Below are 24,805 nucleotides of genomic sequence, written 5' to 3'. Positions count from 1 at the left end.
GGGAATGAGTTATGTCGAAAGCAGAACAGCACGCACAAATGTCCGACGGCGCAGGATTTGTCGCAGCCCTGGACCAAAGCGGCGGTTCAACCCCCAAAGCGCTGGCGCTGTATGGTGTTGAAGCATCGGAATATGGTTCGGACGAAGAGATGTTCGGCGAAATCCAAAAGATGCGTGCGCGGATCATTCTGGCTGATGATTTCACCAACGATAAGGTGATAGGCGCGATCCTGTTTGAACGGACGCTGGGTGAGGAAATTGATGGCAAGAAAGTTGCAGACTACCTCTGGTCCGTCAAAGGCATCGTACCCTTTCTGAAGATCGACAAAGGGCTTGAGGATCAAGCCAATGGCGTTCAAATGATGAAACCGATCCCTGGTCTGGCCGGTACATTGGCCAAAGCAGAAGGTGTTTTTGGCACCAAGGAACGTTCGGTCATTCACGAAGCCAACGCGCAGGGTATTGCTGACGTTGTTGCACAGCAGTTCGACGTGGCGCGCGTGGTAACCGGTGCAGGTAAGGTGCCAATTGTCGAGCCCGAGGTGAATATCCATTCGGAAACCAAAGCCGAGGCCGAAGATATTCTGAAATCGGAAATCCTGAAGAATCTCGATCAACTGTCCGAAGGGCAGGAAATCATGCTGAAACTGACCATTCCAAATCAGGCAAATCTGTATGACGAACTGGCCAATCACCCGCGCGTTCTGCGTGTCGTGGCGCTGTCCGGTGGTTACTCGACCGAGCAGGCCTGCGACTTGCTAAGCCAGAACGGCAAGATGATCGCGTCATTCTCGCGCGCGCTGACTGAAGGATTGTCCAAACAGCAATCCGATGCGGAATTCAACGCAGCACTCGGTGGCAATATCAACAATATCTACCGCGCGTCGGTTTGATCTGAGGCGAAATTACACGGGTTTGAAGAAATCGCGGCGCAACTGCGCCGCTTTTTCGCGCATAATACACCCTTTGGCGTGATCATTGATCAACCCCATGGCCTGCATGAAGGCAAATACAGTCGTAGGGCCGACAAATTTCCAGCCACGTTTCTTCAAGTCCTTGGACATTGCGACGGATTCAGCCGAGGTGGACGCGGTCTGAGGCGCTGCTGGAGGTTCGGCTTCAAATCTCCAGACATAAGCAGCCAGAGAACCCTCAGCGGCGATCAGGTCCTGTGCGCGGCCGGCATTATTGATTACGGCCTCGATCTTGCCGCGGTGACGTACGATACCACTATCGGACAACAGCCGTTCGACATCGACATCAGAAAACTCGGCTACCTTGTTGAAATCAAAATTACAAAACGCCTCCCTGAAATTCTCACGCTTGGCGAGGATCGTTCGCCAGCTCAGGCCGGATTGAAAGCTTTCGAGACAAAGTTTTTCGAAAAGCCGACGGTCGTCTGCAACGGGATATCCCCATTCATTATCATGATACTCAAAGAATTCTGGTGCCGAGTTACACCATGCGCAGCGTGGTTGTCCGTCAGGACCTGGAACTGTATCGCTCATAAATGTACACCCTTTGTTCCGAATGAACATAGGCGATGCGATCAGCTCAAATCAAGGGGTTACTCGGCTTGACGGTACCAATCCAAAATGAACACACGAATGGCCGACGCCAATCCAGTATCGGGATCGCGATCTGCGTCAATTTGTGCTGCCAAAACATTGATCGGAAGCTCTTTTTCACGAGCGATATCGCGAAAGGCCTGCCAAAATTCATCCTCTAGTGAAACCGAGGTGCGATGACCTTGCAAGGTCAGCGAGCGTTTGACAGGGCGTCCTTTCATTCGTCAACCTTGTGGCCGTCAAGATCTCGTCGTTGCTTGTCCTTCTCCAGCTTCACAACCGTCTTGTTTGCCTTGGATTGCCCGAACTTAGCAGCGTTTACATCAGCGCGGACCTTTTTCTCGGCCCGCGCCTTTTCTTTTCGATACCGGTTCAGGTTGACCGGTTTGCCCATTATAACTCTTTCGGCCCGATCATATGTTCAGGGCGTACGACGGCGTCAAAAGTTTCTTCATCCACGAAACCCAGCGCAATTGCTTCTTCTTTCAGGGTCGTGCCGTTTTTGTGCGCCGTTTTGGCGACGGTGGTGGCATTGTCGTACCCGATGGTCGGCGCCAAAGCGGTAACGAGCATCAGTGATTCCATCATCAGTTTTTCGATACGTGGCTCGTTGGCTTTGATTCCAAGTAACATACGTTCCGTAAAGCTGTCGGTCGCATCGCCCAGTAATTGTATCGATTGCAGTAGGTTATAGGACATCATCGGGTTGTAGACGTTCAACTGGAAATGCCCCTGCGATCCAGCAAACTTGATCGCAGCATCATTTCCCATCACATGGGCTGCAACTTGGGTCAAAGCTTCGGCCTGTGTCGGGTTCACTTTCCCGGGCATAATCGATGACCCAGGTTCGTTTTCGGGAAGAATGAGCTCGCCTAGACCAGAGCGGGGGCCAGAGCCCAGCAGGCGGATATCGTTGGCAATTTTGTAACTTGATCCAGCGATAGTGGCGAGCGCACCGGACAGGAATACCATCGCGTCATGGGCTGCCAAGGCTTCGAACTTGTTGGGTGCAGTAACGAACGGCAGGCCCGTAATCTCAGCCATGTTGGCGGCTACAGCTTCATCCCAGCCGTGATGTGTATTCAGACCAGTGCCGACTGCGGTGCCACCCTGTGCCAGTTCATAAATACCCGGCATCGATGCCTCGACCCGCGCGATGCCCTGACGAATCTGATGTGCGTAGGCACCGAATTCCTGTTCCAGCGTCAGGGGTGTCGCGTCCTGCGTGTGGGTGCGGCCGATCTTGATGATGCCCGCAAACTCGTCGGCTTTTTGTTCCAGCGCGGCGGCCAGCTTGTTTAGACCGGGCAGCAGCACGTCGCGTACACTGACGGCGGTGGCGATGTGCATTGCGGTTGGGAAAGTGTCGTTTGATGACTGGCCCATATTACAATGATCATTTGGATGTACCGGATCTTTTGAGCCAATCACACCGCCCAGGATCTCGATCGCACGGTTCGCGATCACTTCGTTCGAGTTCATGTTCGATTGCGTGCCAGATCCGGTCTGCCAGACGACCAAAGGGAAGTTGTCGTCGAACTTGCCCTCAACTACTTCGCCTGCGGCCTGAATGATCGCATCAGCAATTTTGGCATCCAGTTTGCCGATGGCCTTGTTTTCCATCGCGCAGGCTTTCTTGATCACGCCCAGTGCGCGCACGATGGCAACAGGTTGTTTTTCCCATCCAATGGGAAAGTTAATGATCGAGCGTTGCGTTTGTGCGCCCCAATATTTGTCGGCAGGTACTTCAAGCGGGCCAAAGCTGTCGGATTCGGTGCGGGTTCGGGACATCGGTCACTCCGGTCTGGTATGCAGTCGTATGCCGTTTACCCGCAGCAAAGCCGGGGTGCAATCGGCCAGTTGTGCGCACATTAAACGCGGGTTGATTAAAGGTATAGGTGATGCGCTGCCAAAAAAATTCTGTTAGCGAAAACAGTGCCATTGTACGTCAGCGGGCTAAAGTTAAGATGAGGGAACAAAAATAGCGGAGGCAGCCATGCGCGTATCAATTCCGGAACGAGCCATACATGCGGTCGTATTGGCGCTTGCTGCAAATATCTGGATGACGGTGTTTGCACTGCAAGCGCTGGCTGGCGAAATCGATCCGTTTGTTGGCGACTATACCGGATCAGCCGATGTCATCGATGCGGATGGAACTTCGACACCTCGGGATATGAGCGTCTCGATCCATGAAATCAAAAGCGGTTTCAATGTGAGCTGGTCAACAACAACGTACAAGGATGATGGGCGGATCAAGGACGAGAAGTACTCGGTTGATTTTCAACAATCGGACCGGCCGGACGTCTATTCAGCAGCGATGAAGCGCAATGTATTCGGCCATGAGGTCCAGCTTGATCCCATGAAGGGCGAGCCGTTCGTTTGGGGGCGGATCGAGGGGGGTACTCTGACCGTGTTTTCACTGTTTATTGCGGAAAATGGCGGTTACGAGCTGCAGCAATTTGATCGAACGCTGGCCGAAGGTGGGCTGAACCTGTCCTTTACCAGATTCCGCAATGGCGATAAATCCCGCTCGGTCGAGACATTCCTGACAAAGAAATAAACTCCAATTTAATGGGTTTTTTTGCAGTCTATTTGCGGAAGCTGTCCAGTGAAACCACATCCGCATCATGATGGGATTCGGGCTCTTCTACCCCGATCTCGATCGGGGCTTCCTCGATCAGATGATCTTCTTCATTCTCATCCTCGGGGCTTTCAAAGCGCAGGCCGAATTCAACCGAGGGGTCGACGAAGGTTTTGATCGCCAGATACGGGATATAGAGCGGTTCAGGTGCGTCGCCGAAATTCAGGGTGATCGAGAATCCCTCATCCCCGACTTCCAGATTTTCGAACCAGTGCTGCATGACAATCGTCATCTCACCCGGATACCGCTGACGTAGCCAATCGGCGAGTTCGACACCCTCATGTCGTGTATCAAAGGTAATAAAGAAATGATGTGCACCGGGCAGGCCTGTTTCGGACACGCCGGTCAGGACGGTCTTTATCAGGCCACGCATGGCCGTGTGCATCAGATTCCCGTAGTCGATGTCTTGCGACATGATTGATCCTCGAAAGTGGTTATTCCCAGCATAGGGCATTCAGACGGAAACGAAAGACCGTGATGGGCTGTATTGGTTACAAAACCTGCAATCCGATTCCGGCTAAAACCATAATACTCAACGTGGTCGCTAAACCGGATTTCATACGGAAAATCAACAGGCCAGCTGCAACGGTCAGAATCAATGCCCTGATATCAAGCGTTGTCAGATCGGGCAGGGGTAAAGATACAGGTCCCAACTGCCATCCCGGGAGGCTGGCGAACAAGACATTCAGTCCGAACCACACGGACAGGTTGAGAATCACTCCAACAACAGCAGCCGTGATTCCATGCATAGCCGCACCAAGACGCGGGCGTGCGGCAATTCTATCCAGATGCGGCGCTGCAAGGAAAATCCACAGGAAACATGGGACAAACGTTGCCCACAGCGCCACGAGCCCGGCAGCCAGCGCGAGGGAGGGGCCTCCGGCAATTTGCCCGCTGAGCATGGCGACAAACTGGGTCACCAGAATGAGGGGACCGGGCGTGGTTTCAGCCAGCCCCAGCGCGTCAATCATCTGGTCAGTGTTGATCCAGTGATAGGTTTCGACAACGGTTTGCGTCATATAGGCCAGAACTGCATAGGCACCACCAAAGGTAACAACCGCGAGACGGGCAAAGAACCAGCCCAGATCACTGAGCAGTTCCTGCCCGCTCAGATGCAGCAGAACCAGCGGCGCCAGCCAAAGGATCAGCCAGAAGACCGCTGTTCGAACCGACCCGACAAGAGCTGGGCTTGTCTGGATGGTCGCAGGCGCAAGATCTTTCGATGTGGCATACCCCCAAGTTGCAGCCCCGAGGATGATCAGCGGGAATGGCAGATTGAATGCAAAAATGCCAAGAAAGGCGAGGCCGGCGATCACCTGATGTTCGGTGCCAATCAACGCCTTCCGCGACAGGTTTCGCAGCGCTTTCAGGACAATGATGATGACAGTGGCCTTGATGCCCAGAAAACCGGCCTGAACCAGCGGTAAGGTGCCATAAGTCGCATAAAGCGCAACAAGAACCGCGATCACCAAAGCACCGGGCAGAACAAACAATGCACCTGCGATCAGCCCTCCGGTCACGCCGCGCAGCCGCCAGCCCGCATAGGTGGCCAGTTGCATGGCTTCGGGGCCGGGCAGCAACATACAAAGCGAAAGCGCGCGCAGATAAGTTTGCTCATCCAGCCAGGGTCGATTCTCAACCAGTTCCTGATGCATTAGGGATATCTGTGCGGCTGGCCCGCCGAAAGAGAGCAGGCCAATGCGCCCGAACACCTTAATCAGTTCTCGGAAAGATGGAGTCATTGACCGTGACCTGCGGGCCAGTCATGGGTTTCACCTGTTCCATCCCGCGCCCAGCGATAGAGCGCGTCGTACAGGTGTAGCCCAGCCTCCAATTGCTGTTGATCGTCCCGATATTGGCGAGACAATCCGACAGATAAGGCCAGCAGCCCGGCTGCTTCCGGCGACAGATCATGTCGATTTGTATCAGCCGCGCGTACGATGGTGGCCATTCGGTCCAGCGGCTCGGAATGCAGTCTGAAATCATCCAGCATCGTGTCAAAGGTACATTTGTCGCCGCGATGGCTCCACTCGGCCCCTTCGACATCAAAAGGGGTGGCGCCAAAACGTTCGGCGACGCCCTCAACTTCGGCAGGCGCAACAAAGAGGAACCGGGCGCGAGTATCGACAAACCTGCGGATGAGCCACGGACACGCGATACGGTCGATTTTGGGGCGGTGCCGGGTCACCCAGAGTGTGCTGCCACCGACAGGTGCCGGCAGATATGAGGCCGGGACGGATTGCGCGCCCGCCGTCGCACGCCACGCAACCGTTCCGCCTTCGAGATATTCGGCCCGCACCCCATCCGCCTGCAACCAGGAGACGACGCCCTGACTCAGTTTCTTGCCTTTCTGACAGATTACAACGCAAGCGCGATCACCGGTCAGCTTTCGGATGCCTTCGATATCTTCATAGGAATGTCGGATCGCACCCGGGATCAGGCAGGCATCGTCATTGAAATCTTCTTGTGTTCGTACATCAACAAGCAGAGGTGCTTGAGGTGTACCGATCAGCCGCAAGAGTTGTCGGGGCGTAATAGCATTGGGGGCAGCCATAGCATGTTTCCTTGTCGCTTTGGATACATGCGAACTTGGGCTGCCGCCTCACGGGGTGTTCGCAAGCTTACCCCTTAATGCTCTGCTATCGTGCATAAGCGGTATGGGTCAAGCTTGTGATCTCGATTAACCGGCCCAGTCCAGCCTTTGCCCAGTCATGCAGACAGGCAGCGTATCCTGTGGAAACTGACCCAGCTGTTCGAAGAATGATACGAAATCGAACTGATTATAGGCCTCGACCATCTTGTCGCCCTTGAATCGGGCCATGACCTGGCCCGTAACCTCAAGCGGGGCGCCATTGTCAGCTCGGAACGTTCGGACATGCAGGATGCCGGAAACCCAATCTCCATTCTCGATGATCTTGGGTAGTTCGACAGTGATGTCGCCCAGCACATGACGGAATGCCATGACCAGATCGCGGAAGTCATCCGCACCGACCTGCATTTCAGGGATCAACCCTTCGGCCATCGTGTCAGGGGCGAAAAAATGATCGATCGCATCGGTATTGCCCTTTTCCCAGACCTCCGAATACCACGCCCTTAACCTATCAGAGTTCGTCATCTCAGCCCTCCTGTCGTATAAACAGGAAAATGGCCGAGAGAAATGAACAAACCCTGAATCTCAGATCAGTTATGGGCTTTGAATAGGCATAATTTGGAAAATGCAGGTTTCTGTTGCCAGGTACCTGCGAACCCCGCCTTACGCGGCTAGGCGCAAGGGCTTAAGTTTCGGTTTTGCTACTGCTTACGCAGCAACAGCAACCGGAGCACGATTGTCGTTTGCAATTGTACTATTTTCGCCGGTAACGGTGGCAGACAGCCGAGACAAAGCTAACCCCTTTAGACGTTCGTCGATCCTATTTCGGCCCCAAAATCCCCAAACGAAGGATGGTTGGTGGAGCCGCCGGGTACCGCCCCCGGGTCCGATCCGCTTATTACGAGCGCGTTTATGTCCATAGTCCCGAAAGACATTCCATATATAGGTGAGGACGAGGCGGGATGCAAACTCGGATTATTTTATCAGGCTGTTAAGTAATTCAGATGCTTACGGTGTTTTGCTTATGTTGGCGAAGATGAGCCAGATGGCGAGAGCCAGTTCGATTCCACCAAAAGTCAGGGCCTTGGTCATTGGTGGATTGTCCAGAAAAACGGAAACGAACCGACCCAGTGCGGCCCCGGCATAAACAACGCCCAACATTGCATAGGCCATCGGAGTGTTAAGCCAGAGTACAGCAGCACCGGTTACAACAAACAATCCGCCCACCGAGGCGCGCATCTCACTGAGACCCATGGTGCTTTTGGTTGGGGCCAGATCCAGCGCGTTGGCGGTGAACGCAGGGGCCAGAAAGCCAAAGAGGCCAAAACCTATCGTCAACAAGGCGGCTATCACGTTGAGAGTTGCGGTCATTCTGTCCTCGTGTCCCATTTGATCTGCACGGATAAACTAGCGTGGTATCGGGCGAAGAAAAGCACCTAAATTGCTGACCAAAGGCCTAAAACTCCGACCAGTATCAAGCTGAGGGCCCAGATAAGTTCAAGATTGAACCAGCTGCGAGACAGAAACTGTAGGCCCAGCCAGCGATAGACTGCGAACGCAAGGATTGCTCCACCCAGGATCATAGCGGTGGTATGGAGAGCGGCGACTGCCAATACCAGCAGCCCGTTTGTGGTCATGATTTCCGATACCGCCCGATGCCCGGCATCCAGTTCATCCAGACCGCAAAGCCCAAGATAAATCGGGACCAACATTAACGCGGCACCGTGGGCCAGAGCCACAAGGAACGACCAGAGCGCCAGTTTGCCGGGCGGTATCCGTGACAACATTCGCGGGTGGCGACGCGTTATCGCGATGTATGTGCCCATGGTGATCACAATCAGAGCGGCACCGATACGAATTTCGCGCTGATACTCGACCAAAGCCGCCATCAGGGCGAAGGGCAGCAAGACCCCCAGCATCGCCACAAAATGCCCGCCTGCCAGTGCCGCCAATGCGCGCCAGAGGGCCGATTGACGTTGTTCCATCAATGCGGAAGACACAGCAAGCGGCCAGCCCATGCCGGGGTTCAGACCGTGATAGGCGCCGCTGAGTACAACGGCCAGCCAGAGGCCAGCCGTTGATGTCATCAAAATCTCCAACTCAAACTGATGGGTAGCAGAAGCTGTCGGTCGAGCAGTCTCCGCCTTCCAAACGGATTTGGTGGGCGCGATAGCCGTCGGGAAAATCGACCCAGAACTTCGGGTCGAGAGTCAGGCTTCCGTTCTCTCCGACATCCGCTTTGACCATGGCAGCACCACCCTCGCCGGGATAAAACTGATCGTCCCATGTGGAATAGAGAGAGTTGGTCCAATAGACGCGTTTGCCATCGCGGCTGATCTCGACCATCTGCGGGCCATATCCAAATTCCTGACCGTTGGGATGCTTGGTTTTCTTGACGATGCCACCAATTTCTACCTTGCCCGCTAGTTTAGGGTTCATCGGGTCTGAGACATCATACTGATGCATCTCTCCCGTGCCCCAGCACGCCACATAAAGGTATTTATCGTCCAGGCTAAGGTCGATATCTGTCACCAGCGGCGGAACGGCTGAAAAGCCTTTCAGCAATTCGGGCAGGTCATCGGGGTCAGCGGGCTCCGGATCAATCGTGATGGTCTTCTTGGCCTCAAATGTGCCGTCCTCGTTGCGCCACCAGGTGAAGATTGCGCCTTGCAGATTTGTGGTATCCACCACAACGCCGCAGAAGCCATATTGCTTGACCGGATCATGTGCGGGACGGATTTCCAGCGCCATCTGGTGGTTTTCCCCCAGATCGATCGTTTGAATGTTCGTCCGGTCCCGTAGATTCCAGAAATGGATGCTGTGGCCATACTTGTTGGATAGCAAATCCTCGGCCACGATCCCGTTCTCGAATTGCGGTGGCAGGCCCCACTCGGAACTGACCATGTAATCGCGCGGCAGGTTCCACCAGAAATCATAGTGCTTGTCCTGCACCCCGCGCTCAATCTCATAGCGCCCGATGATTTCGAAGCTTTCGCAATCCATGATGAAGATACCCGGAGGTCCATCGGTGCCATCTTCACCACCGCCACCCAGGGTGCTGACATATATACCTTCAGGACCACAATGGATCGTATGAGGGCGGGAATATCCGGTTTTAGCAAAGACTTCTTCTGGTTCGATGATCTTGTGGATCTTAGCTTCCAGTGGGTTTTTGACGTCGATGATATAAATCCGGCTCGACCGAATGCCAGGGACGATCAAATACCGGCGTTCCAAAAACGCATGACCGCTGAGCGGTGACAGAGAAGAAGAGCAGGCGTTCCATCCGAAGTGGTGAAATTCATCGCCTTTTTCCGGCATAATCACCTGATGAACAATCTTTCCATAGTCATCTGAAGTTGGGTCGACATTCACAACGGCCAATCCGTCCGGTTGTGAAAAATCAGGGCTGAGCATCAGCGTGAAGGCCAGAGTCTCAGTGGGGCCCTCCATCGCCAGCTTGGCTGATGGATAAAAGGTTGGGTCCGGTCTTTGGTTCATAACGTCCTCCCGTAAGCAATTGATATTCAATTTTTTGAGAGTTCCGGTCTTTCCGCCGGATGTCATGCTGCCTGCTCGGGATCCTCGTTAGTTTCGGTCTTCTTTCTTATGCGGGTCTGCGCCGCTGTTCGGCCACGTCTTGCGCCAGTTGTCTTGTATAGCTCTCCAGTTTGATCAGCGCGGCATCCACGGTCGCCGCATCGCGTGCCTCCAGCGCGTCGGCGATATCTGTGTGCAAAGAGATGATCTCCTCGCGGGAGCGTGCGCCAAAGGTGATCATGTTCATCAGCGGCTGCATTGCTTCGACAGCACCTGCAAGTTGGTACGATAGCACCGGATTGCCTGCGCCATCGACCAGCGCGCGATGAAAGGCCACGTCCGAGGCGCAGAAAGCCTCATCTGTCAGACCCGGTTGTGCCTGTCGAAAGATCTCGGCCCGCATCGTTGCAAGTTGATCTGCGGTGCGTCGTTGTGCCGACAGAGATGCACAGGCGCGCTCCAGCGCATAGCGGGCCTCGCAGGCCGTATCAAAGCTGACTGCGTTCATCGAAAGTAGCAGGGTTGAGGTTGTGATCTGCTGTGAATAGGCGTCCTCAAAATTCAGTCGGTTCACAAAAGCCCCACCTGACGCGCCGCGTTGCGTGCGGATCAGCGACTGCGCAGCAAGCCGTTTCAACGCTTCGCGCACTGTTGGGCGAGAGACCTGAAACTGGTCAGCGAGCTCAGACTCGGACGGTAACCGCTCATCCACGATCAACCGCCCGGACACAATCGCATCCCGAATTGCCTGCGCAATTTGGGCCGATAGATCAGCAGGGCTTCGTGGGTCAATTTTCATGGTCATCGTTCGGATTCGTAAATTTTCATTTGTCTGACATTTAAAAGTCTGACATTTGAAAAGCAAGAGAGTTGAGTCGGGAGGCGCAAGTGAGTCGCTCAGTTTTCCGCAGTGCGCTTTGGTTGGGCTTCTACATCGCGATCCTTTGGGCGTGGTGGATGATGGTCTCGATGAGCCGCGATATGGACCTGGACTGGATTGGTCGGCCCGGGCCGATGGGGCAGGTCATGGCGGCGATGGATCCGCGCATGGACATGTACATGCCCATGGCCGAGTTCGGGCCTTTGTTTTGGATGTGGGCGATTATGATGGCCGCGATGATGCTGCCAACATTGGTCCCAACCTTACGCAGCTATGATGACCTGATCCGCAGCGCCAATGGCACTCGGGCAGGGTGGTTGGGTGTATTGCTGGGATACTTCTTTGCCTGGGTCGGTTTTGCTGCTTTGATCACCGGCCTACAACTTGCGTTATTGTTCGGCGGTGCGATCGATATGCTGGGGATCGCAAAGTCTCCTTATCTGGCAGCCGGTCTTCTGATCGTGGTTGGAGCATTCCAGTTTTCCCGCACGAAAGAGGTCTGCCATGGTGTGTGTCATGCACCTATGACCTATTTCCTAGGCCATTGGAGAACCGGATTCGCAGGCGGGGTGCGCATGGGGCTGGGGCTGGGAGCGTTCTGCGTCGGCTGTTGTTGGGGGTTCATGGCGTTGGGTTTTGTCGGCGGAGTTATGAGTCTGTTGTGGATGGGCCTCGCAACCCTATTCATGGTTTTGGAGAAAATTCCCCAGATTGGGCATGCGGTGACGCGCCCTATGGGGGTCATCTTGATTGCGGGTGGCTTAGGATTGCTCGTGCATCACATTGCTTACGGAGGATAAGTGAATGGCTAAGAACAGAAAACCGGAGGCGGATAAGCTGCCGATCAGTCAGCGGATTGACAGCCGGATGCCCAATCCCAAACGGCGCGAGATGAGCCCGACGGACTGGGCAATTAAGGGTGAACTCATCCTGAACTGCTCCTGCGATGTGTTCTGTCCTTGCGTGGTTTCGCTGGGTGCGCACCCTCCGACCGAAGGGCATTGCCATGCGTGGATGGGCATCATCATTGATGAGGGTCACTATGAGGGCGAAGACCTCTCCGGTCTGAATGTGGGACTGCTCGTCGATATTCCGGGCCGTATGGGAGAGGGGCAGTGGAAAGTCGCAGCGTATGTTGATGAACGCTCCAGCGGGAAAGCCTATAACGGGTTGCTGCAGATTTTCAGCGGTCAAGCGGGTGGAACAACTGGCCTGTTCACTATGTTGGTCAGTGAAATCATCGGGGCCGAGCGCGCGCCTGTTCAGATTGAAAGGGATGGCACAAAACGCCGGATCACGATCGGGCGAAAGATTCAGGGTGAGATCGAGATGCTGGCGGGAAAAGACCCCGAGCATCCGGTGATGGTTTCGAATTCGAAATACTGGATGGGCCCGGACATTATCGTGGCCAAAGGGACAAAATCCAAAGTGCGCGATTATGGTCGTGTTTGGGATTTTGGCGGCAAATCGGCTGAGATTTGCCCCATCGACTGGCACGGGCCCAAGTGATGATAACCGGAGCTTACGCGCGTGAGATGGCGCGATATAGCCGTTGGCAAAACAAACAGTTAAAGGGATTTCTTCAATCGCTACCTGCCGAAGAACTCACCCTTGATCGCGGTGCCTTCTTCGGATCAATCATGGGAACGGCCAATCACTTGCTTTGGGGGGATTGGATCTGGATTTCACGGTTTGATAATGGACCCGGACCAGGTGGTGGCATCCCCGAGAGTGTCTCAATTTGCACCAATATGTCCGACTGGTTGCCGTTGCGCGACACGATAGACGACCGGATCACCAGATGGGCGGATACGCTGGGAGATGACGAAATATCCGGCTCGTTCACGTGGTTTTCAGCGGCAAAAGAGAGTGATGTAACAAAGCCTTATGCGCAATGCATTATCCATATGTTCAACCATATGACGCATCATCGCGGGCAATTGCATCAAATGCTGACAGAGGCGAGATCTCAGGCGCCGGTCAGTGATCTTGTCTTTCTGCCCGAGGATTTATGACATGGCAGTCATCATGCCGAACCGACGTGTACGAAAAACCCCATTTACGTCAGGCGTCGAGACCGAAGGGGTCAAGGCTTACACGGTCTATAATCACATGCTGCTACCAACGGTCTTCGAAAGCGTTGAGGCCGATGCCGCGCATCTGAAACAGCATGTGCAGGTCTGGGATGTCGCGAGTGAGAGACAGGTTCAGATCAAAGGTCCCGACGCGCTCCGGCTGATGAAGATGCTCAGCCCGCGCGATATGGACAAGATGCAGGCAGACCAGTGTTACTACATACCGATTGTCGATCATAATGGCGGCATGTTGAACGATCCTGTCGCGGTTAAACTGGCGGATGATCATTATTGGTTGTCGGTTGCCGATGGCGATCTTTGGCAATTCGCTTTGGGCATGGTGATTGCGTTGGGGCTGGACGTTGATGTCACTGAGCCGGACGTGTCGCCGCTGGCCGTGCAAGGTCCCAAGGCAATTGATCTGATGGCGCGCGTTTTTGGCGATGCGGTAAGAGACATAAAATTCTTTCGATACAAACGGTTGGCGTTCGAAGATACATCATTTGTTGTTGCCCGGTCCGGTTGGTCGAAACAAGGTGGCTTCGAAATTTACGTCGAGGGGGCCGAATATGGAATGCCGCTTTGGAACGCTTTGTTTGCGAATGGTCGCGATCTAAATGTGCGTGCGGGATGTCCGAACGGAATAGAACGGATTGAAAGCGGTCTTTTGAGTTTCGGATCGGACATGCGGCGTGAGAACACGCCATATGAATGCGGGTTGTCGCGGTTTTGCAACTCACCATTGGATTATGTCGGAAAGGCTGCTCTGGTCGATCAGGCAGAGAACGGGCCTTCAAGGCAAATCCGTCCGCTTGTAATCGAGGGTGAAATCGGCCCGTGCACTGAATCCTGGACCTTGATGGCCGGGGGGCATCAGGTCGGGCAGGTGGCCTCGGCTGGGTATTCGCCCGAGTTTGGCGTGAATGTTGCTATTGGAATGGTTGACCAGTCACATTGGACTCCTGGTACGCGGATCGAGTTGATGACCGAACATGGAATGCGGTGGGTCGAAGTGCAGAAGAAGTTCTGGCGCTGAGTCCGAGATTCAGGAACACAGCCCATTGAGGCAATAAAAGGAGCAAGTTTATGTTTAACGCACTTGTTGTTGAAAAAGATGAAGAAAGTGGTTTGGCAAGCGCTTCGGTAAAGCAATTGTCGTTGGATGCATTGCCCGAGGGTGAAGTGACCGTCGCTGTTGAATACTCGACAGTGAACTACAAAGACGGGCTGTGCATGTCGCCAAAGGGCGGTGGCCTGGTGCGAAGCTATCCACATATTCCGGGCATCGATTATGCGGGCACGGTCGAGCAATCATCGGATGACCGCTACAAACCCGGTGACAAGGTTGTTTTGACCGGCTGGCGTGTGGGTGAGGCGCATTGGGGTGGATATTCCCAGAAAGCCAACGCCAGGGCAGATTGGCTGGTTCCTTTGCCGAACGGGTTGGATACACGGCAGGCCATGGCGGTTGGGACCGCCGGGTTTACTGCGATGCTGGCCGTCATGGCGCTTGAAGATCACGGAATGCAGCCGGGACATGGTCCTGTGCTTGTCACAGGTGCTGCGGGCGGTGTTGGCTCGGTCGCGACCGCCATTCTGGCGCATCTGGGCTATGAGGTCGCGGCGGTTACCGGTCGTCCGGAAACCGCGAATTATCTTAAATCTCTGGGCGCAACCTCGATCGTTCCACGCGATGAACTGAACGAGACCATCAAGCGTCCATTGGAAAGTGAAAACTGGGCAGGGTGCGTCGATGCAGTTGGCGGAGCCATGCTTGCCCGTGTTTTGGGGCAGATGAAATATGGCGCTTCGGTCGCTGCGGTTGGTCTGGCCGGTGGGGCGGCGCTGCCGGCAACGGTGATCCCGTTCCTGCTGCGCGGTGTGAGCTTGCTGGGCATCGACAGCGTCATGCAGCCCTATGACAACCGGGTACGTGCCTGGCAGCGCATCGCGACCGATCTGCCAATGGACAAGCTTGAAGCGATGGTTCAACCGGCAACCTTGTCCGATCTGCCGAAATTGGGTGCGGACATTCTGCAGGGACAGGTGAAGGGTCGTGTTGTCATCGACGTGAACGCCTGATCAGAAAATTGGATGAGCAACCGGCTGGATCGCGTATCTGGCCGGTTACTTTGAAATGAATGATGGCAAAACACCGGAAACAGTTCTGGTCATTGCCACAATTCGTGAGCATGATTGCTATACATCCCAATTGTGATGGCTTAAGACCCATCCAAACATCACCTGAAGACGGGGAGTGAGCAGCATGTCTGATGATTTCGAACTCGATACTGATGATCTGAAACGCCGTATGGACGGCGCTATGGCAAACCTCAGAACCGAGTTCGCCTCATTGCGGACCGGGCGCGCGTCGGCCTCGATGCTTGAGCCGGTGATGGTTGATGCTTATGGATCAATGACCCCGATCAATCAGGTTGGCACCGTGAACGTCCCTGAACCGCGCATGGTCACCGTGAATGTCTGGGACAAGGGTTTGGTCGGCAAGGTCGAAAAAGCCATCCGTGAAAGCGGTTTGGGTATCAATCCGCAACTGAACGGAACGATCATCATGCTGCCGATTCCTGAACTGAACGAAGAACGCCGCCGCGAGCTGGGTAAAGTGGCGGGCCAATACGCGGAAAGTGCACGTGTTTCGGTCCGCAATGTGCGACGCGATGGGATGGATCAGATCAAGAAAGCCAAAGGTGACGGAATGTCCGAGGATGACCAGAAGTTCTGGGAGACCGAGGTACAGGAACTGACGGATTCGATGATCAAATCCGTCGATGAGGCGCTTGAGAACAAACAAGCTGAGATCATGCAGGTTTGAGCCCGGAAAATGCCCAAAGATCCCGATAACTCACCGCTTGCCGGACCGCGCCATGTGGCGATCATCATGGATGGAAACGGTCGTTGGGCGCAGGCAAGGGGACGGCCCCGGCTATTTGGTCATCACGCAGGCGCACGCCGCGTTCGCGAGGTGGTTGAGGCCTGTCCGGGACTGGGGATCAAGTACCTGACGATCTTTGCGTTCTCCACTGAGAACTGGAAACGTACGCAGGTCGAAGTTGCAGGTCTGATGAGCTTGTTCCGACGCTATATCGTCAAAGAAACCAACACGCTGAAATCGAGCGGCATTCGGGTGCGCTTTATCGGGGATCGTGTGCGGTTGGATGCCAAGCTGACCGAATTGATGGATGCGCTCGAACGCGAGACGCAGGATAATGATCTTGTTCATCTGACAGTCGCCTTGAATTACGGCGGTCGGGACGAAGTGGCGCGCGCGACCAAGCGTCTGGCGCGTGACGTGGCCGACGGTGTGTTGCGCCCCGAGGATGTTGATGAAGAGACGTTGCCCAGATATCTGGACACGCGTGTACTGCCCGATCCGGATCTTGTGATCCGCACCAGTGGCGAAGCGCGGATTTCGAACTTTCTGCTCTGGCAGTCGGCCTATTCCGAGTATGAATTCATCGATACTTTGTGGCCCGATTTTACCGCCGCCGAACTCGAACGTCTGTGCCGAAGCTATGGATCGCGCGAACGGCGGTTTGGAGCGGTTCCGGCATGAGTGACGGCCGATGGTCTGATCTGACTGCCCGGGTTTTGTCGGCGGCAGTATTGGTGATCATTGCGGCCATCATGGTTTGGCTCGGCGGCCTGTGGTTCGAAGCATTCATCGCCACGGCTTGTGGGTTGATGACCTGGGAACTGGTACGCATGATCGATCCCCAGCGGCGCGGGGTGGCGGTTCAACTGGCTATCCTGACCGGCGTTGCAGTTGTATTGAGCTATCATCTGGCCCCGCTTTACAAGCTGCCGATCCTGCTGGCACCGGCATTGGTCGGGGCAGGGCAGATCGGTCGGGCGCGTGGTACGTACATATTGTTTGCGATCTGGATCGCTACATCGGGGCTGGGATTCATCTCGATTCGCGAAAATCTGGGCTTTGGCTGGATGGTCTGGCTGATTCTTGTGGTCATAGCGACGGATGTCGCCGGGTATTTTGTGGGCAAGACGATCGGAGGACCTAAGTTCTGGCCCAAGGTAAGCCCCAAGAAGACCTGGTCAGGTACTGCCGGCGGGTGGGTTGCCGCGGCTCTGGTTGGGACTGTTTTTGCGATCCATGCCGGGTTTGGCGTTCCTTTTGTGCTGGTATCGGTATTGGCCTCGATGGCCAGCCAGGCGGGCGATATCGTCGAAAGCGCCACGAAACGCGGCTTTGGGGTCAAGGACAGCTCGAACCTGATACCAGGCCATGGCGGATTTCTGGACCGGTTCGATGGGATGATGGGCGCATCGGTCTTTGTTCTGATCGCGGGGCTGATTTACGCGCCCGGGGGTATGTAATGCGAAAAGTATCCATTTTCGGCGCGACCGGTTCAGTTGGTCAGAATACGCTCGATTTAATCTCGCGAAATCCGGATGACTATGATGTCATCGCGCTGACAGGTGGTGGGAATATCGCGCAACTGGCGAAAGATGCTGTGCGTCTTGGTGCCGACGTGGCGGTGACGGCGTTTGACGACAAGCTCGATGACCTTCGCTCCGCCTTGTCTGGCAGTGGTGTGCAGGCGGCAGCGGGACAGGCGGCGTTGATTGAGGTCGGCGCGCGCCCCGCTGATTGGGTCATGTCTGCGATTGTTGGTGCAGCTGGACTTGCACCGGGGATCGAAGCTTTGAAACAGGGCGCGACACTGGCACTGGCGAACAAGGAAACGCTGGTTTGTGCAGGGCCTCTGGTATTGGAAATGGCTCGGACCCATGACGCCCGGCTGCTTCCCGTGGACAGCGAGCATTCGGCTGTATTTCAAGCCCTCGTGGGCGAAGATATGACAAGCGTCGAGCGGATCATTATCACTGCAAGCGGCGGGGCTTTTCGGGATTGGCCGCTAAGCGATCTGGCAGGTGCGACTGTTGAGCAAGCCTCAAACCATCCAAATTGGAACATGGGCCAGCGGATTACCATCGATAGTGCATCTATGTTTAATAAAGCATTGGAAGTCATAGAAACAAAAGAATACTTTGACGTTCACCCGTCAAAAATTGAAGTACTGGTACATCCCGAGTCTATGGTCCATGCACTGGTTGGTTTTCAGGATGGCGCATTGATGGCACATCTGGGAGCGCCGGATATGCGCCATGCCATTGGATACGCCCTGCATTGGCCTGAGCGGCGCGACTTGCCGGTTGAACGGCTGGATCTGGCTCGGTTGGGACAGTTGCGTTTTCATGCTCCCGATGAGGCCCGTTATCCCGCTTTGCGCCTAGCGCGCGAGGTGATGGAACGCGGTGGCCTGTCAGGCGCGATCTTTAATGCCGCCAAAGAGCGTGCTTTAGATCATTTTATCGAGCGCCGGATACGGTTTCTGGATATGGCTGATGCGGTTTCGGATGTGCTGGAACGATTTGAGGCCGCGGACGGCCTCATTGATGCACCTTTGACACTTGATAATGTACAACAAACGGACCATCTCGCACGGAAGTGGGTCGATGAAACCGTACTTGAACGAGCAGGATAATACTTTTGGACATACTCTCTTTGATCCCGCAATTCGGCAATCTGCTCTATACGATCATGGCTTTTGTTGTTGCGCTTTCGGTGATTGTCGCGGTGCATGAATACGGACATTACATCGTGGGTCGATGGTCCGGCATCCATGCTGAAGTTTTCTCGATCGGATTTGGTCCGGTATTATGGAGCCGCGTTGATAAGCGTGGGACACGTTGGCAGGTCGCGCTGCTACCGTTTGGCGGTTATGTCAAGTTTCTGGGCGATTCCAATGCTGCGTCCGGTAAAGACGCAGATGCGATTGGCGAAATCGCCACGCAAAACCCTGAAGAATTGCGCCGCACCATGCATGGCGCCCCGTTGTGGGCACGCGCCGCCACTGTGGCGGCCGGGCCGGTTTTCAATTTCGTGATGTCGATATTGGTATTCGGCCTCATATTCTGGTCCCAGGGCGTGTCGCGTGAACCGTTGACCGTAAGCGCACTGCAACCGCTGCCGGGTACTGCGCAAGGTCTGCAGGAAGGCGATGAGATCGTTGCAATCGCGGGCATTCCGACACCAGATTTCGATGACACGGCCAATTGGTCAGGCTTCATCCGCGCGCTACCGGTACAACCGACGCTGGACTATTCTGTGATCCGTAACGGAGAGACCTTTGATGTCGAGGCACCTTGGCTGTTTCCGCCGCTTATTCAGCAGGTTGCGCCGCGCAGTGCAGCCATGGATATCCAGTTGCAACAGGGTGATGTGATTACTGCCGTCGATGGCGATCCGATCTTTGCCTTCAAGCAGCTCAAGGAATATGTCGAAGGATCTGACGGGCGTGTATTGCTTTTGAATGTATGGCGAGATGGCGCGGATCTAGAGTTTGCCCTCGCCCCACGACGGACGGATGAACCCAAGGCGGACGGTGGATTTGTCACCCATTGGCGTATCGGCATCGTCGGCGGCATGATGATCGAGCCTGAAACTGTTCCAGCGGGTATCTGGGATTCCGTCAAGGGTGGTGTGGATCAGACCGGACGCATCATAGAAGGGTCTCTGTCCGGCATGTGGCACATGATCACCGGCGCGATCAGCACCTGCAATATCTCGGGCCCGATAGGCATCGCCGAGACGTCAGGGGCGATGGCCAGCCAGGGGGCGCAGAACTTCATCTTCTTCATCGCAGTATTGTCCACAGCGGTCGGGCTACTGAACCTGTTCCCAATTCCGGCGCTGGATGGCGGGCACTTGGTGTTCTACGCGTATGAGGCCGTGTCCGGCAAACCACCGAGCGACAAAGCGTTGCGGTTGCTGATGGGGATCGGAATAACATTGATTCTGTCGCTGATGATTTTCTCAGTCAGCAATGACTTGTTCTGCTGAATAAGGCGGCCGCGGCACTGTTCCGACGCAAAATTGCCGTATTTCTAAACTAACATATTTGGGGTGTTTCCCGGTGAATGGGCGTGAGAGCGATGACCAAGGCATTTCATAAATCCTACCAGAGTGTGAGTGTGCTGCTCGAACTGAACTGGGATGTTCTCCTAAGCTTTGGCGTAACCGCTTTGGCGTTGGCCGCTGGTGGTTATCTCGTCGGTTTGTGATTCTTCCGAACATGTTCGGTTGCTGCTTAACGGCCCGCTGGGCAGTTTTTGCGTTTTCGTCTTTTGACATGGCCTCACAATCGGGCTACTCAGCAGCTAAAGTCTGAAAATTCTGGGTAGCGATAAAAATGACTGACAGCAGGGGTACGGGCACATTCTGCGGCTCTCATGGGCGGCGAAGCAACATTTTGTGGCAGGCACTAACATTCTTTTTTCTCTTTGCTACACCGGGTTTGCTGGTTCTGCCGCAACCCGCGCAAGCGCAATCCTACACGATCAACAACTTCGAAGTTGAGGGAAATCGACGGATCCAAACCTCGACGATTATTTCGCGTACGGGAATCGAACCGGGGCAGACGGTCAGCGCCGGTCAGCTGAATGATGCCTTTCAGCGTTTACTTGACAGTGGTGTTTTTGAGACAGTTGAGCTGACCCCGCGCGGCAGCACTCTGGTCATCGAGGTCGAAGAATATCCAACGATCAACCAAATCAGCATTGAGGGAAATCGACGCGTCAAAGACGGGGTTCTGCTCGACGTGATCTCATCCGAGACCCGCCGTGTCTTTACGCCGCAAGTCGCCGAAGCGGACGCGGATCTGATTGCCGAGGTGTATTCAGCGCAGGGCAGGGTGTCTGCCACCGTGATTCCGCGCATCATCCGTCGCAGCGACAACCGCGTCGATTTGGTGTTCGAAGTTGCCGAAGGCACAACGATCGAAGTCGAGCGTGTCAGCTTTGTTGGCAACCGGGCCTATTCGGACCGCCGTCTGCGTCGTGTGCTTGAAACCAAGCAAGCGAACATTCTGCGGACCTTCCTGCGGGGTGATACGTTTATTGCAGACCGGATCGAATTCGACAAACAGGTGATCCGCGATTTCTACCTGTCGCGTGGATATATCGATTTTCGCGTTAACAGCGCCAATGTCGAATTCACCCGTGAGCGCGATGCATTCTTCCTGGTGATGAACATCACCGAGGGTCAGCGCTATTCCTTCGGCCAGATTTCGACAGTCAGTGAGATCCCGGGTGTGGATGCGGCCAAATATCAGGCTGCGTTGAAGGTCAAGCCCGGTGTCGTCTATTCGCCAACGGTAATTGAGAACTCGATTGCGCGGTTGGAACGTCTGGGTCTGAAAGAAGGCGTCGATTTTCTTCGGGTCGAGCCGCGTGTTACACGCAACCCACGTGATCTGTCGCTGGATGTGCAGTTCGTCCTTACCCGTGGGCCACGCATCTTTGTTGAACGCATCGATATCGAGGGCAACACCACCACGCTGGACCGTGTGATCCGCCGCCAGTTCGACACCGTTGAAGGCGATCCGTTCAATCCGCGCGAAATCCGCCAGAGTGCCGAGCGTATCCGTGCTCTTGGTTTCTTCGCGGTCGCTGATGTGGAAACACGCGAGGGCTCGTCGCCTAGCCAGGTCATCGTGGACGTCGATGTAGAAGAGCAACCCACCGGCTCGCTGAGCCTTGGCGGTAGCTACTCGGTCTCGGACGGTTTCGGGATCGCGATTGGGCTTAACGAAGCGAACTTCCTTGGTCGTGGTCAGAACCTGGGCGTCACCCTATCGACCGCGCAGGATGCCGAACAATATACGATCAACTTTACCGAGCCCTACCTGCTTGGGCGCAAGCTGCGCTTTGACCTGGGGCTTGGGCTCTCCAGCACCAACTCCAGCTTCGCCAGCTACGATACAAAGACCGTGTTCTTCCGACCTCAGCTGAGCTATGCGATCGGTGAATTGTCCTCGCTGCGTCTGCGGTATGGTTGGAATAACAGCGAAATGTCTCAGCAGAGCAATGAGACGAACGGTGCGGTAATCTCCTCGGAAATCGACCAGGGAAAACGAACCACCAGCTCATTCGGTGTGTCCTACGTCTATGACAGTCGTCTGGGTGGCCTGAACCCGACAGCGGGTGTCTTGTTCGAAGTCGGCGTAGACGCTGCCGGCGTCGGGGGGGACAATGAGTTCATTAAAACCACTGCCCGGGCGATTGCGCAGCAACGTGTTCTAAACGAAGAAGTCGTATTGCGCGCGTCTCTGGAACTTGGGGCACTGAACTGGACCGGCAATGATTTCAGTCGGACTCTTGACCGATTTGTTCTGGGACCCAACACGTTCCGCGGGTTTGAACCTGCGGGTATCGGACCGCGTGACCTTTCGAACGGTCAGGATGACGCTATCGGTGGTAACTACTATTGGGTTGCGCGTTTCGAATCCGACTTCCCGCTGGGACTGCCCGAGGAATTGGGATTGCGTGGTGGTGTGTTCTATGACGTCGGCAACCTCTACAACATCAACAATGTGGACACTACGGGTGCCGAAATTGTTGGTGCAAACGGTTCGATCCGGCATGTGATTGGCGTTTCAGTTCTGTGGGAAACGCCGTTTGGACCGCTCCGCTTCAACTTCTCGAACGCTCTCAAGAAAGAGGAGTTCGATAAAGCACAGAGCTTTGACCTGACCATTCAAGCCCGGTTCTGATCTCTGATGATCGACAAAGCTAAGAAAATCCTACAGGGCCCGTTCAGGGCCCTGTGTGTTTTGGCTGTGCTGTGGGCCGCAATGCCGACGGCTGCGCAGCAGTTGGGATTGCCACAGACGGATGTTCTGACAATCTCGAGTGACCGGTTGTTCGCCGATTCAGCTTTTGGGCAGCGCGTTTTTCGTGAAATCGAAGCTGAAAGCGCACTGTTGGCCGAAGAGAACGAACGAATCGTGGCCCAGCTAAGCCAGGAAGAAAAAGATCTGACCGAAAAGCGGGCTACACTTTCAGCAGAAGAGTTTCGCCCGATGGCTGAGGCTTTCGATGAAAAGGTCCAATCGCACCGTGACGGGCAACGTGCAAAACTGGACGCTCTGGCACGGCTGGGGGAGCAGGCCCGCGACCAGTTTTTTGAGATGGCGCAACCTGTATTGATTGAACTTCTGCGCGACTACGGGGCGTCCATTGTCATCGAACGAGCCAATGTTGTGCTCAGTTCGGACGCCTCTGATATCACCCAGGCCGCAATCACGCGGATCGATGCAGCAATCGGCGACGGCGCGGTGCTTGAAATCAATAACAGCGAATAGGCTGGCTTGCCCTTGGGTACGTGTATTGCTAACCACGCTTGAAAGAGACATCCAGAACAGGACATCTGCACTATGACCACGGAAACCAAGAGCGCCGACATTCAGCTGATTCAGCGTATATTGCCGCATCGCTATCCGTTTTTGCTGGTCGACAAGGTTGTGGATATCGACGGCTATCAATCGGCGGTTGGCATCAAGAATGTCACCATGAATGAACCACACTTTCAGGGCCATTTCCCTGGAACTCCGATTATGCCGGGTGTGACCATTGTAGAGGCGATGGCGCAAACCGCCGGGGTTATGCTGGGTGTCGGTATGGATGTGATCGATAGCGAGCTGCTGATCTATTTCATGAACATCGACAAATGCAAATTCCGCCGCAAAGTGGTGCCTGGCGACGTGCTTGCGATGCACGTTGAGACGGTGCGCGGCAAGAAGGGCGGCAAGATCTTCAAATTCAGCGGTCGCGCGACCGTTGACGGAGAAGTTGCCGCCGAGGCTGAGTTCTCGGCCTATGTCGATTGGGACATGGAAAAAACGACATGAGCGGTATTCATCCCAGCGCAATTATCGAAGACGGTGCGCAAATTGGTGAGGGCTGCACGATCGGGCCGTTCTGCCATATCGGCCCTCAGGTTCGTTTGGGCGACCGGGTTGAGCTTAAATCCCATGTTGTTATCACCGGAGCGACCTCGATCGGTGAGGACACGGTGATTTTCAGCTTTGCCGTTGTCGGAGAAATTCCGCAGGACAAGAAGTTTGGCGGCGAAAACACGCGGCTTGAGATCGGAGAACGCAATCGCATTCGCGAGCATGTGACCATTAATACCGGCACCGATGGCGGTGGCGGCGTTACCCGGATCGGCGATGACTGCCTGCTTATGGCCGGTGTCCATGTGGCGCATGACGTGCAGATCGGCAACCGAGTCATTATGGTTAATCACGCAGGCGCAGCAGGTCATTGCATTATCGAGGATGACGTCATCGTTGGTGGCATCTCGGGCTTGCATCAATTCGTGCGTGTTGGTCGTGGCGCCATCATCGGTGCGCTGACCATGGTTCCGAACGACGTGATTCCCTATGGTCTGGTTCAAGCGCCTCGCGGAGAGCTGGACGGCTTGAATCTGGTTGGGTTGAAACGGCGTGGTGTAACGCGTGAAGATATCTCGGCATTGCGAGCGGCATTCAAAGAATTGTCGGAAGGCGACGGGACTTTCATGGATCGTGCCCATCGGATGGGCGAGGATGTCGACAACGAATATGTGCGCCAGATCGTCGAGTTCGTGACGGGCAACACAGATCGTTCCTTCCTGACACCGAGGAAGTAAGA

The 24,805-nt window shown here is 54.9% G+C and carries 28 protein-coding genes and 1 other RNA gene; 16 read left to right on the top strand and 13 right to left on the bottom strand.

The window, feature by feature from the left end:
* Window positions 1-11: 11 nt before the first annotated feature.
* Entirely contained in the window at window positions 12-893 is an 882-nt protein-coding gene (locus tag BLU89_RS04190; protein ID WP_074734702.1) for a fructose bisphosphate aldolase, read from the top strand.
* 12 nt (window positions 894-905) lie between these two features.
* Here the strand turns inward: BLU89_RS04190 and BLU89_RS04185 are convergent, their stop codons facing one another.
* From BLU89_RS04185 to fumC, 4 genes are read right to left on the bottom strand one after another with little or no spacing between them, the layout of a single operon-like run.
* Window positions 906-1,508 (bottom strand): DNA-3-methyladenine glycosylase I, encoded by a 603-nt coding sequence (locus tag BLU89_RS04185; protein ID WP_074734700.1) that lies wholly within the window; start codon window positions 1,506-1,508, stop codon window positions 906-908.
* A gap of 59 nt (window positions 1,509-1,567) precedes the next feature.
* Window positions 1,568-1,789 (bottom strand): ribbon-helix-helix domain-containing protein, encoded by a 222-nt coding sequence (locus BLU89_RS04180; RefSeq protein WP_074734698.1) that lies wholly within the window; start codon window positions 1,787-1,789, stop codon window positions 1,568-1,570.
* Window positions 1,786-1,962 (bottom strand): DUF4169 family protein, encoded by a 177-nt coding sequence (locus tag BLU89_RS04175; RefSeq protein WP_074734696.1) that lies wholly within the window; start codon window positions 1,960-1,962, stop codon window positions 1,786-1,788. Before BLU89_RS04175 ends, BLU89_RS04180 begins: the two co-directional genes overlap by 4 nt.
* The gene (gene fumC / locus BLU89_RS04170) at window positions 1,962-3,359 is read right to left on the bottom strand and encodes a class II fumarate hydratase (RefSeq protein WP_074734694.1); all 1,398 of its coding nucleotides are present in this window, start codon (window positions 3,357-3,359) and stop codon (window positions 1,962-1,964) included. Before fumC ends, BLU89_RS04175 begins: the two co-directional genes overlap by 1 nt.
* 205 nt (window positions 3,360-3,564) lie before the next feature.
* Between fumC and BLU89_RS04165 the strand changes: the two genes are divergently transcribed.
* A complete protein-coding gene (locus tag BLU89_RS04165; protein ID WP_074734692.1) occupies window positions 3,565-4,128 on the top strand; it encodes a hypothetical protein in 564 nt (187 codons plus the stop codon).
* 28 nt (window positions 4,129-4,156) lie between these two features.
* Here BLU89_RS04165 and BLU89_RS04160 read toward each other — a convergent pair whose 3' ends face one another.
* The 9 genes from BLU89_RS04160 to BLU89_RS04120 form a co-directional block, all read right to left on the bottom strand.
* The gene (locus tag BLU89_RS04160) at window positions 4,157-4,624 is read right to left on the bottom strand and encodes an SspB family protein (protein ID WP_074734690.1); all 468 of its coding nucleotides are present in this window, start codon (window positions 4,622-4,624) and stop codon (window positions 4,157-4,159) included.
* 76 nt (window positions 4,625-4,700) lie between these two features.
* The gene (gene chrA, locus BLU89_RS04155) at window positions 4,701-5,951 is read right to left on the bottom strand and encodes a chromate efflux transporter (RefSeq protein WP_074734689.1); all 1,251 of its coding nucleotides are present in this window, start codon (window positions 5,949-5,951) and stop codon (window positions 4,701-4,703) included.
* Window positions 5,948-6,763 carry a chromate resistance protein ChrB domain-containing protein gene (locus tag BLU89_RS04150; RefSeq protein WP_074734687.1) on the bottom strand — a complete coding sequence of 272 codons (816 nt, stop codon included), beginning with the start codon at window positions 6,761-6,763 and terminating at the stop codon, window positions 5,948-5,950. Before BLU89_RS04150 ends, chrA begins: the two co-directional genes overlap by 4 nt.
* Before the next feature lie 126 nt (window positions 6,764-6,889).
* The gene (locus BLU89_RS04145) at window positions 6,890-7,324 is read right to left on the bottom strand and encodes an ester cyclase (protein WP_074734685.1); all 435 of its coding nucleotides are present in this window, start codon (window positions 7,322-7,324) and stop codon (window positions 6,890-6,892) included.
* A gap of 99 nt (window positions 7,325-7,423) precedes the next feature.
* Window positions 7,424-7,771, bottom strand: a transfer-messenger RNA (tmRNA) gene (ssrA, locus tag BLU89_RS04140).
* Window positions 7,772-7,807: 36 nt separating this feature from the next.
* Window positions 7,808-8,170 carry a DUF4345 family protein gene (locus BLU89_RS04135; RefSeq protein WP_074736377.1) on the bottom strand — a complete coding sequence of 121 codons (363 nt, stop codon included), beginning with the start codon at window positions 8,168-8,170 and terminating at the stop codon, window positions 7,808-7,810.
* Window positions 8,171-8,235: 65 nt separating this feature from the next.
* Entirely contained in the window at window positions 8,236-8,886 is a 651-nt protein-coding gene (locus BLU89_RS04130; RefSeq protein ID WP_074734683.1) for a hypothetical protein, read from the bottom strand.
* Between the two features lie 13 nt (window positions 8,887-8,899).
* Window positions 8,900-10,300: a selenium-binding protein SBP56-related protein gene (locus BLU89_RS04125; RefSeq protein WP_074734681.1), complete on the bottom strand. Its 1,401-nt coding sequence runs from the start codon at window positions 10,298-10,300 to the stop codon at window positions 8,900-8,902.
* A gap of 106 nt (window positions 10,301-10,406) precedes the next feature.
* Entirely contained in the window at window positions 10,407-11,138 is a 732-nt protein-coding gene (locus BLU89_RS04120; RefSeq protein WP_074736375.1) for a FadR/GntR family transcriptional regulator, read from the bottom strand.
* Window positions 11,139-11,227: 89 nt separating this feature from the next.
* Here BLU89_RS04120 and BLU89_RS04115 point away from each other — a divergent pair, with 89 nt between their 5' ends.
* The 14 genes from BLU89_RS04115 (at window position 11,228) to lpxA (ending at window position 24,803) form a co-directional block, all read left to right on the top strand.
* Window positions 11,228-12,019 (top strand): DUF2182 domain-containing protein, encoded by a 792-nt coding sequence (locus BLU89_RS04115; protein ID WP_074734679.1) that lies wholly within the window; start codon window positions 11,228-11,230, stop codon window positions 12,017-12,019.
* Window positions 12,020-12,023: 4 nt separating this feature from the next.
* Window positions 12,024-12,728, top strand: a complete 705-nt coding sequence (locus BLU89_RS04110; RefSeq protein ID WP_074734678.1) for a DUF1326 domain-containing protein — start codon at window positions 12,024-12,026, stop codon at window positions 12,726-12,728.
* Window positions 12,728-13,234 carry a DinB family protein gene (locus BLU89_RS04105; protein WP_074734677.1) on the top strand — a complete coding sequence of 169 codons (507 nt, stop codon included), beginning with the start codon at window positions 12,728-12,730 and terminating at the stop codon, window positions 13,232-13,234. Before BLU89_RS04110 ends, BLU89_RS04105 begins: the two co-directional genes overlap by 1 nt.
* Window position 13,235: 1 nt before the next feature.
* Complete coding sequence (locus BLU89_RS04100; protein WP_074734676.1) at window positions 13,236-14,330, top strand: dimethylsulfoniopropionate demethylase; 1,095 nt, start codon at window positions 13,236-13,238, stop codon at window positions 14,328-14,330.
* A 50-nt stretch (window positions 14,331-14,380) separates the two neighbouring features.
* Window positions 14,381-15,376: an acryloyl-CoA reductase gene (acuI, locus tag BLU89_RS04095; protein ID WP_074734675.1), complete on the top strand. Its 996-nt coding sequence runs from the start codon at window positions 14,381-14,383 to the stop codon at window positions 15,374-15,376.
* A 184-nt stretch (window positions 15,377-15,560) separates the two neighbouring features.
* Entirely contained in the window at window positions 15,561-16,124 is a 564-nt protein-coding gene (gene frr, locus BLU89_RS04090) for a ribosome recycling factor (RefSeq protein ID WP_074734674.1), read from the top strand.
* A gap of 9 nt (window positions 16,125-16,133) precedes the next feature.
* Window positions 16,134-16,865: a polyprenyl diphosphate synthase gene (uppS, locus tag BLU89_RS04085; protein ID WP_074734672.1), complete on the top strand. Its 732-nt coding sequence runs from the start codon at window positions 16,134-16,136 to the stop codon at window positions 16,863-16,865.
* A complete protein-coding gene (locus tag BLU89_RS04080) occupies window positions 16,862-17,644 on the top strand; it encodes a phosphatidate cytidylyltransferase (RefSeq protein WP_074734670.1) in 783 nt (260 codons plus the stop codon). The genes uppS and BLU89_RS04080 overlap by 4 nt, the downstream gene beginning before the upstream one ends.
* On the top strand, window positions 17,644-18,816 hold the full coding sequence (gene dxr / locus BLU89_RS04075) for a 1-deoxy-D-xylulose-5-phosphate reductoisomerase (protein ID WP_074734669.1): 1,173 nt from the start codon (window positions 17,644-17,646) through the stop codon (window positions 18,814-18,816). The genes BLU89_RS04080 and dxr overlap by 1 nt, the downstream gene beginning before the upstream one ends.
* Window positions 18,817-18,821: 5 nt before the next feature.
* Complete coding sequence (gene rseP, locus BLU89_RS04070) at window positions 18,822-20,174, top strand: RIP metalloprotease RseP (protein ID WP_074734667.1); 1,353 nt, start codon at window positions 18,822-18,824, stop codon at window positions 20,172-20,174.
* A gap of 349 nt (window positions 20,175-20,523) precedes the next feature.
* Window positions 20,524-22,884: an outer membrane protein assembly factor BamA gene (bamA, locus tag BLU89_RS04065; protein ID WP_074734666.1), complete on the top strand. Its 2,361-nt coding sequence runs from the start codon at window positions 20,524-20,526 to the stop codon at window positions 22,882-22,884.
* A 6-nt stretch (window positions 22,885-22,890) separates the two neighbouring features.
* A complete protein-coding gene (locus BLU89_RS04060) occupies window positions 22,891-23,475 on the top strand; it encodes an OmpH/Skp family outer membrane protein (RefSeq protein WP_074734662.1) in 585 nt (194 codons plus the stop codon).
* Window positions 23,476-23,547: 72 nt separating this feature from the next.
* Window positions 23,548-24,021: a 3-hydroxyacyl-ACP dehydratase FabZ gene (fabZ, locus tag BLU89_RS04055; RefSeq protein ID WP_074734660.1), complete on the top strand. Its 474-nt coding sequence runs from the start codon at window positions 23,548-23,550 to the stop codon at window positions 24,019-24,021.
* Window positions 24,018-24,803, top strand: coding sequence for an acyl-ACP--UDP-N-acetylglucosamine O-acyltransferase (gene lpxA, locus BLU89_RS04050; protein ID WP_074734658.1), 786 nt, complete (start codon window positions 24,018-24,020; stop codon window positions 24,801-24,803). Before fabZ ends, lpxA begins: the two co-directional genes overlap by 4 nt.
* Window positions 24,804-24,805: the final 2 nt, after the last annotated feature.

Source organism: Ruegeria halocynthiae (assembly GCF_900106805.1).
GTDB classification, from domain to species: Bacteria; Pseudomonadota; Alphaproteobacteria; order Rhodobacterales; family Rhodobacteraceae; genus Ruegeria; species Ruegeria halocynthiae.
The sequence above is the reverse complement of the archived record's forward strand: the minus strand, read 5'-3'. Positions and strand labels throughout refer to the sequence as shown.

Excerpts from the sequence above, each read along its gene's own strand:
- BLU89_RS04185 (WP_074734700.1), bottom strand. The coding sequence starts at position 1,508 with ATGAGCGATACAGTTCCAGGTCCTGACGGACAACCACGCTGCGCATGG.
- dxr (WP_074734669.1), top strand. The coding sequence starts at position 17,644 with ATGCGAAAAGTATCCATTTTCGGCGCGACCGGTTCAGTTGGTCAGAAT.
- bamA (WP_074734666.1), top strand. The coding sequence starts at position 20,524 with ATGACTGACAGCAGGGGTACGGGCACATTCTGCGGCTCTCATGGGCGG.
- BLU89_RS04060 (WP_074734662.1), top strand. The coding sequence starts at position 22,891 with ATGATCGACAAAGCTAAGAAAATCCTACAGGGCCCGTTCAGGGCCCTG.
- BLU89_RS04120 (WP_074736375.1), bottom strand. The coding sequence starts at position 11,138 with ATGAAAATTGACCCACGAAGCCCTGCTGATCTATCGGCCCAAATTGCG.
- fabZ (WP_074734660.1), top strand. The coding sequence starts at position 23,548 with ATGACCACGGAAACCAAGAGCGCCGACATTCAGCTGATTCAGCGTATA.
- BLU89_RS04125 (WP_074734681.1), bottom strand. The coding sequence starts at position 10,300 with ATGAACCAAAGACCGGACCCAACCTTTTATCCATCAGCCAAGCTGGCG.
- BLU89_RS04145 (WP_074734685.1), bottom strand. The coding sequence starts at position 7,324 with ATGACGAACTCTGATAGGTTAAGGGCGTGGTATTCGGAGGTCTGGGAA.
- BLU89_RS04150 (WP_074734687.1), bottom strand. The coding sequence starts at position 6,763 with ATGGCTGCCCCCAATGCTATTACGCCCCGACAACTCTTGCGGCTGATC.
- BLU89_RS04080 (WP_074734670.1), top strand. The coding sequence starts at position 16,862 with ATGAGTGACGGCCGATGGTCTGATCTGACTGCCCGGGTTTTGTCGGCG.
- lpxA (WP_074734658.1), top strand. The coding sequence starts at position 24,018 with ATGAGCGGTATTCATCCCAGCGCAATTATCGAAGACGGTGCGCAAATT.
- fumC (WP_074734694.1), bottom strand. The coding sequence starts at position 3,359 with ATGTCCCGAACCCGCACCGAATCCGACAGCTTTGGCCCGCTTGAAGTA.
- acuI (WP_074734675.1), top strand. The coding sequence starts at position 14,381 with ATGTTTAACGCACTTGTTGTTGAAAAAGATGAAGAAAGTGGTTTGGCA.
- BLU89_RS04135 (WP_074736377.1), bottom strand. The coding sequence starts at position 8,170 with ATGACCGCAACTCTCAACGTGATAGCCGCCTTGTTGACGATAGGTTTT.
- BLU89_RS04160 (WP_074734690.1), bottom strand. The coding sequence starts at position 4,624 with ATGTCGCAAGACATCGACTACGGGAATCTGATGCACACGGCCATGCGT.
- frr (WP_074734674.1), top strand. The coding sequence starts at position 15,561 with ATGTCTGATGATTTCGAACTCGATACTGATGATCTGAAACGCCGTATG.
- uppS (WP_074734672.1), top strand. The coding sequence starts at position 16,134 with ATGCCCAAAGATCCCGATAACTCACCGCTTGCCGGACCGCGCCATGTG.
- BLU89_RS04130 (WP_074734683.1), bottom strand. The coding sequence starts at position 8,886 with ATGACATCAACGGCTGGCCTCTGGCTGGCCGTTGTACTCAGCGGCGCC.
- BLU89_RS04165 (WP_074734692.1), top strand. The coding sequence starts at position 3,565 with ATGCGCGTATCAATTCCGGAACGAGCCATACATGCGGTCGTATTGGCG.
- BLU89_RS04175 (WP_074734696.1), bottom strand. The coding sequence starts at position 1,962 with ATGGGCAAACCGGTCAACCTGAACCGGTATCGAAAAGAAAAGGCGCGG.
- BLU89_RS04100 (WP_074734676.1), top strand. The coding sequence starts at position 13,236 with ATGGCAGTCATCATGCCGAACCGACGTGTACGAAAAACCCCATTTACG.
- BLU89_RS04180 (WP_074734698.1), bottom strand. The coding sequence starts at position 1,789 with ATGAAAGGACGCCCTGTCAAACGCTCGCTGACCTTGCAAGGTCATCGC.
- BLU89_RS04105 (WP_074734677.1), top strand. The coding sequence starts at position 12,728 with ATGATAACCGGAGCTTACGCGCGTGAGATGGCGCGATATAGCCGTTGG.
- BLU89_RS04190 (WP_074734702.1), top strand. The coding sequence starts at position 12 with ATGTCGAAAGCAGAACAGCACGCACAAATGTCCGACGGCGCAGGATTT.
- chrA (WP_074734689.1), bottom strand. The coding sequence starts at position 5,951 with ATGACTCCATCTTTCCGAGAACTGATTAAGGTGTTCGGGCGCATTGGC.
- BLU89_RS04110 (WP_074734678.1), top strand. The coding sequence starts at position 12,024 with ATGGCTAAGAACAGAAAACCGGAGGCGGATAAGCTGCCGATCAGTCAG.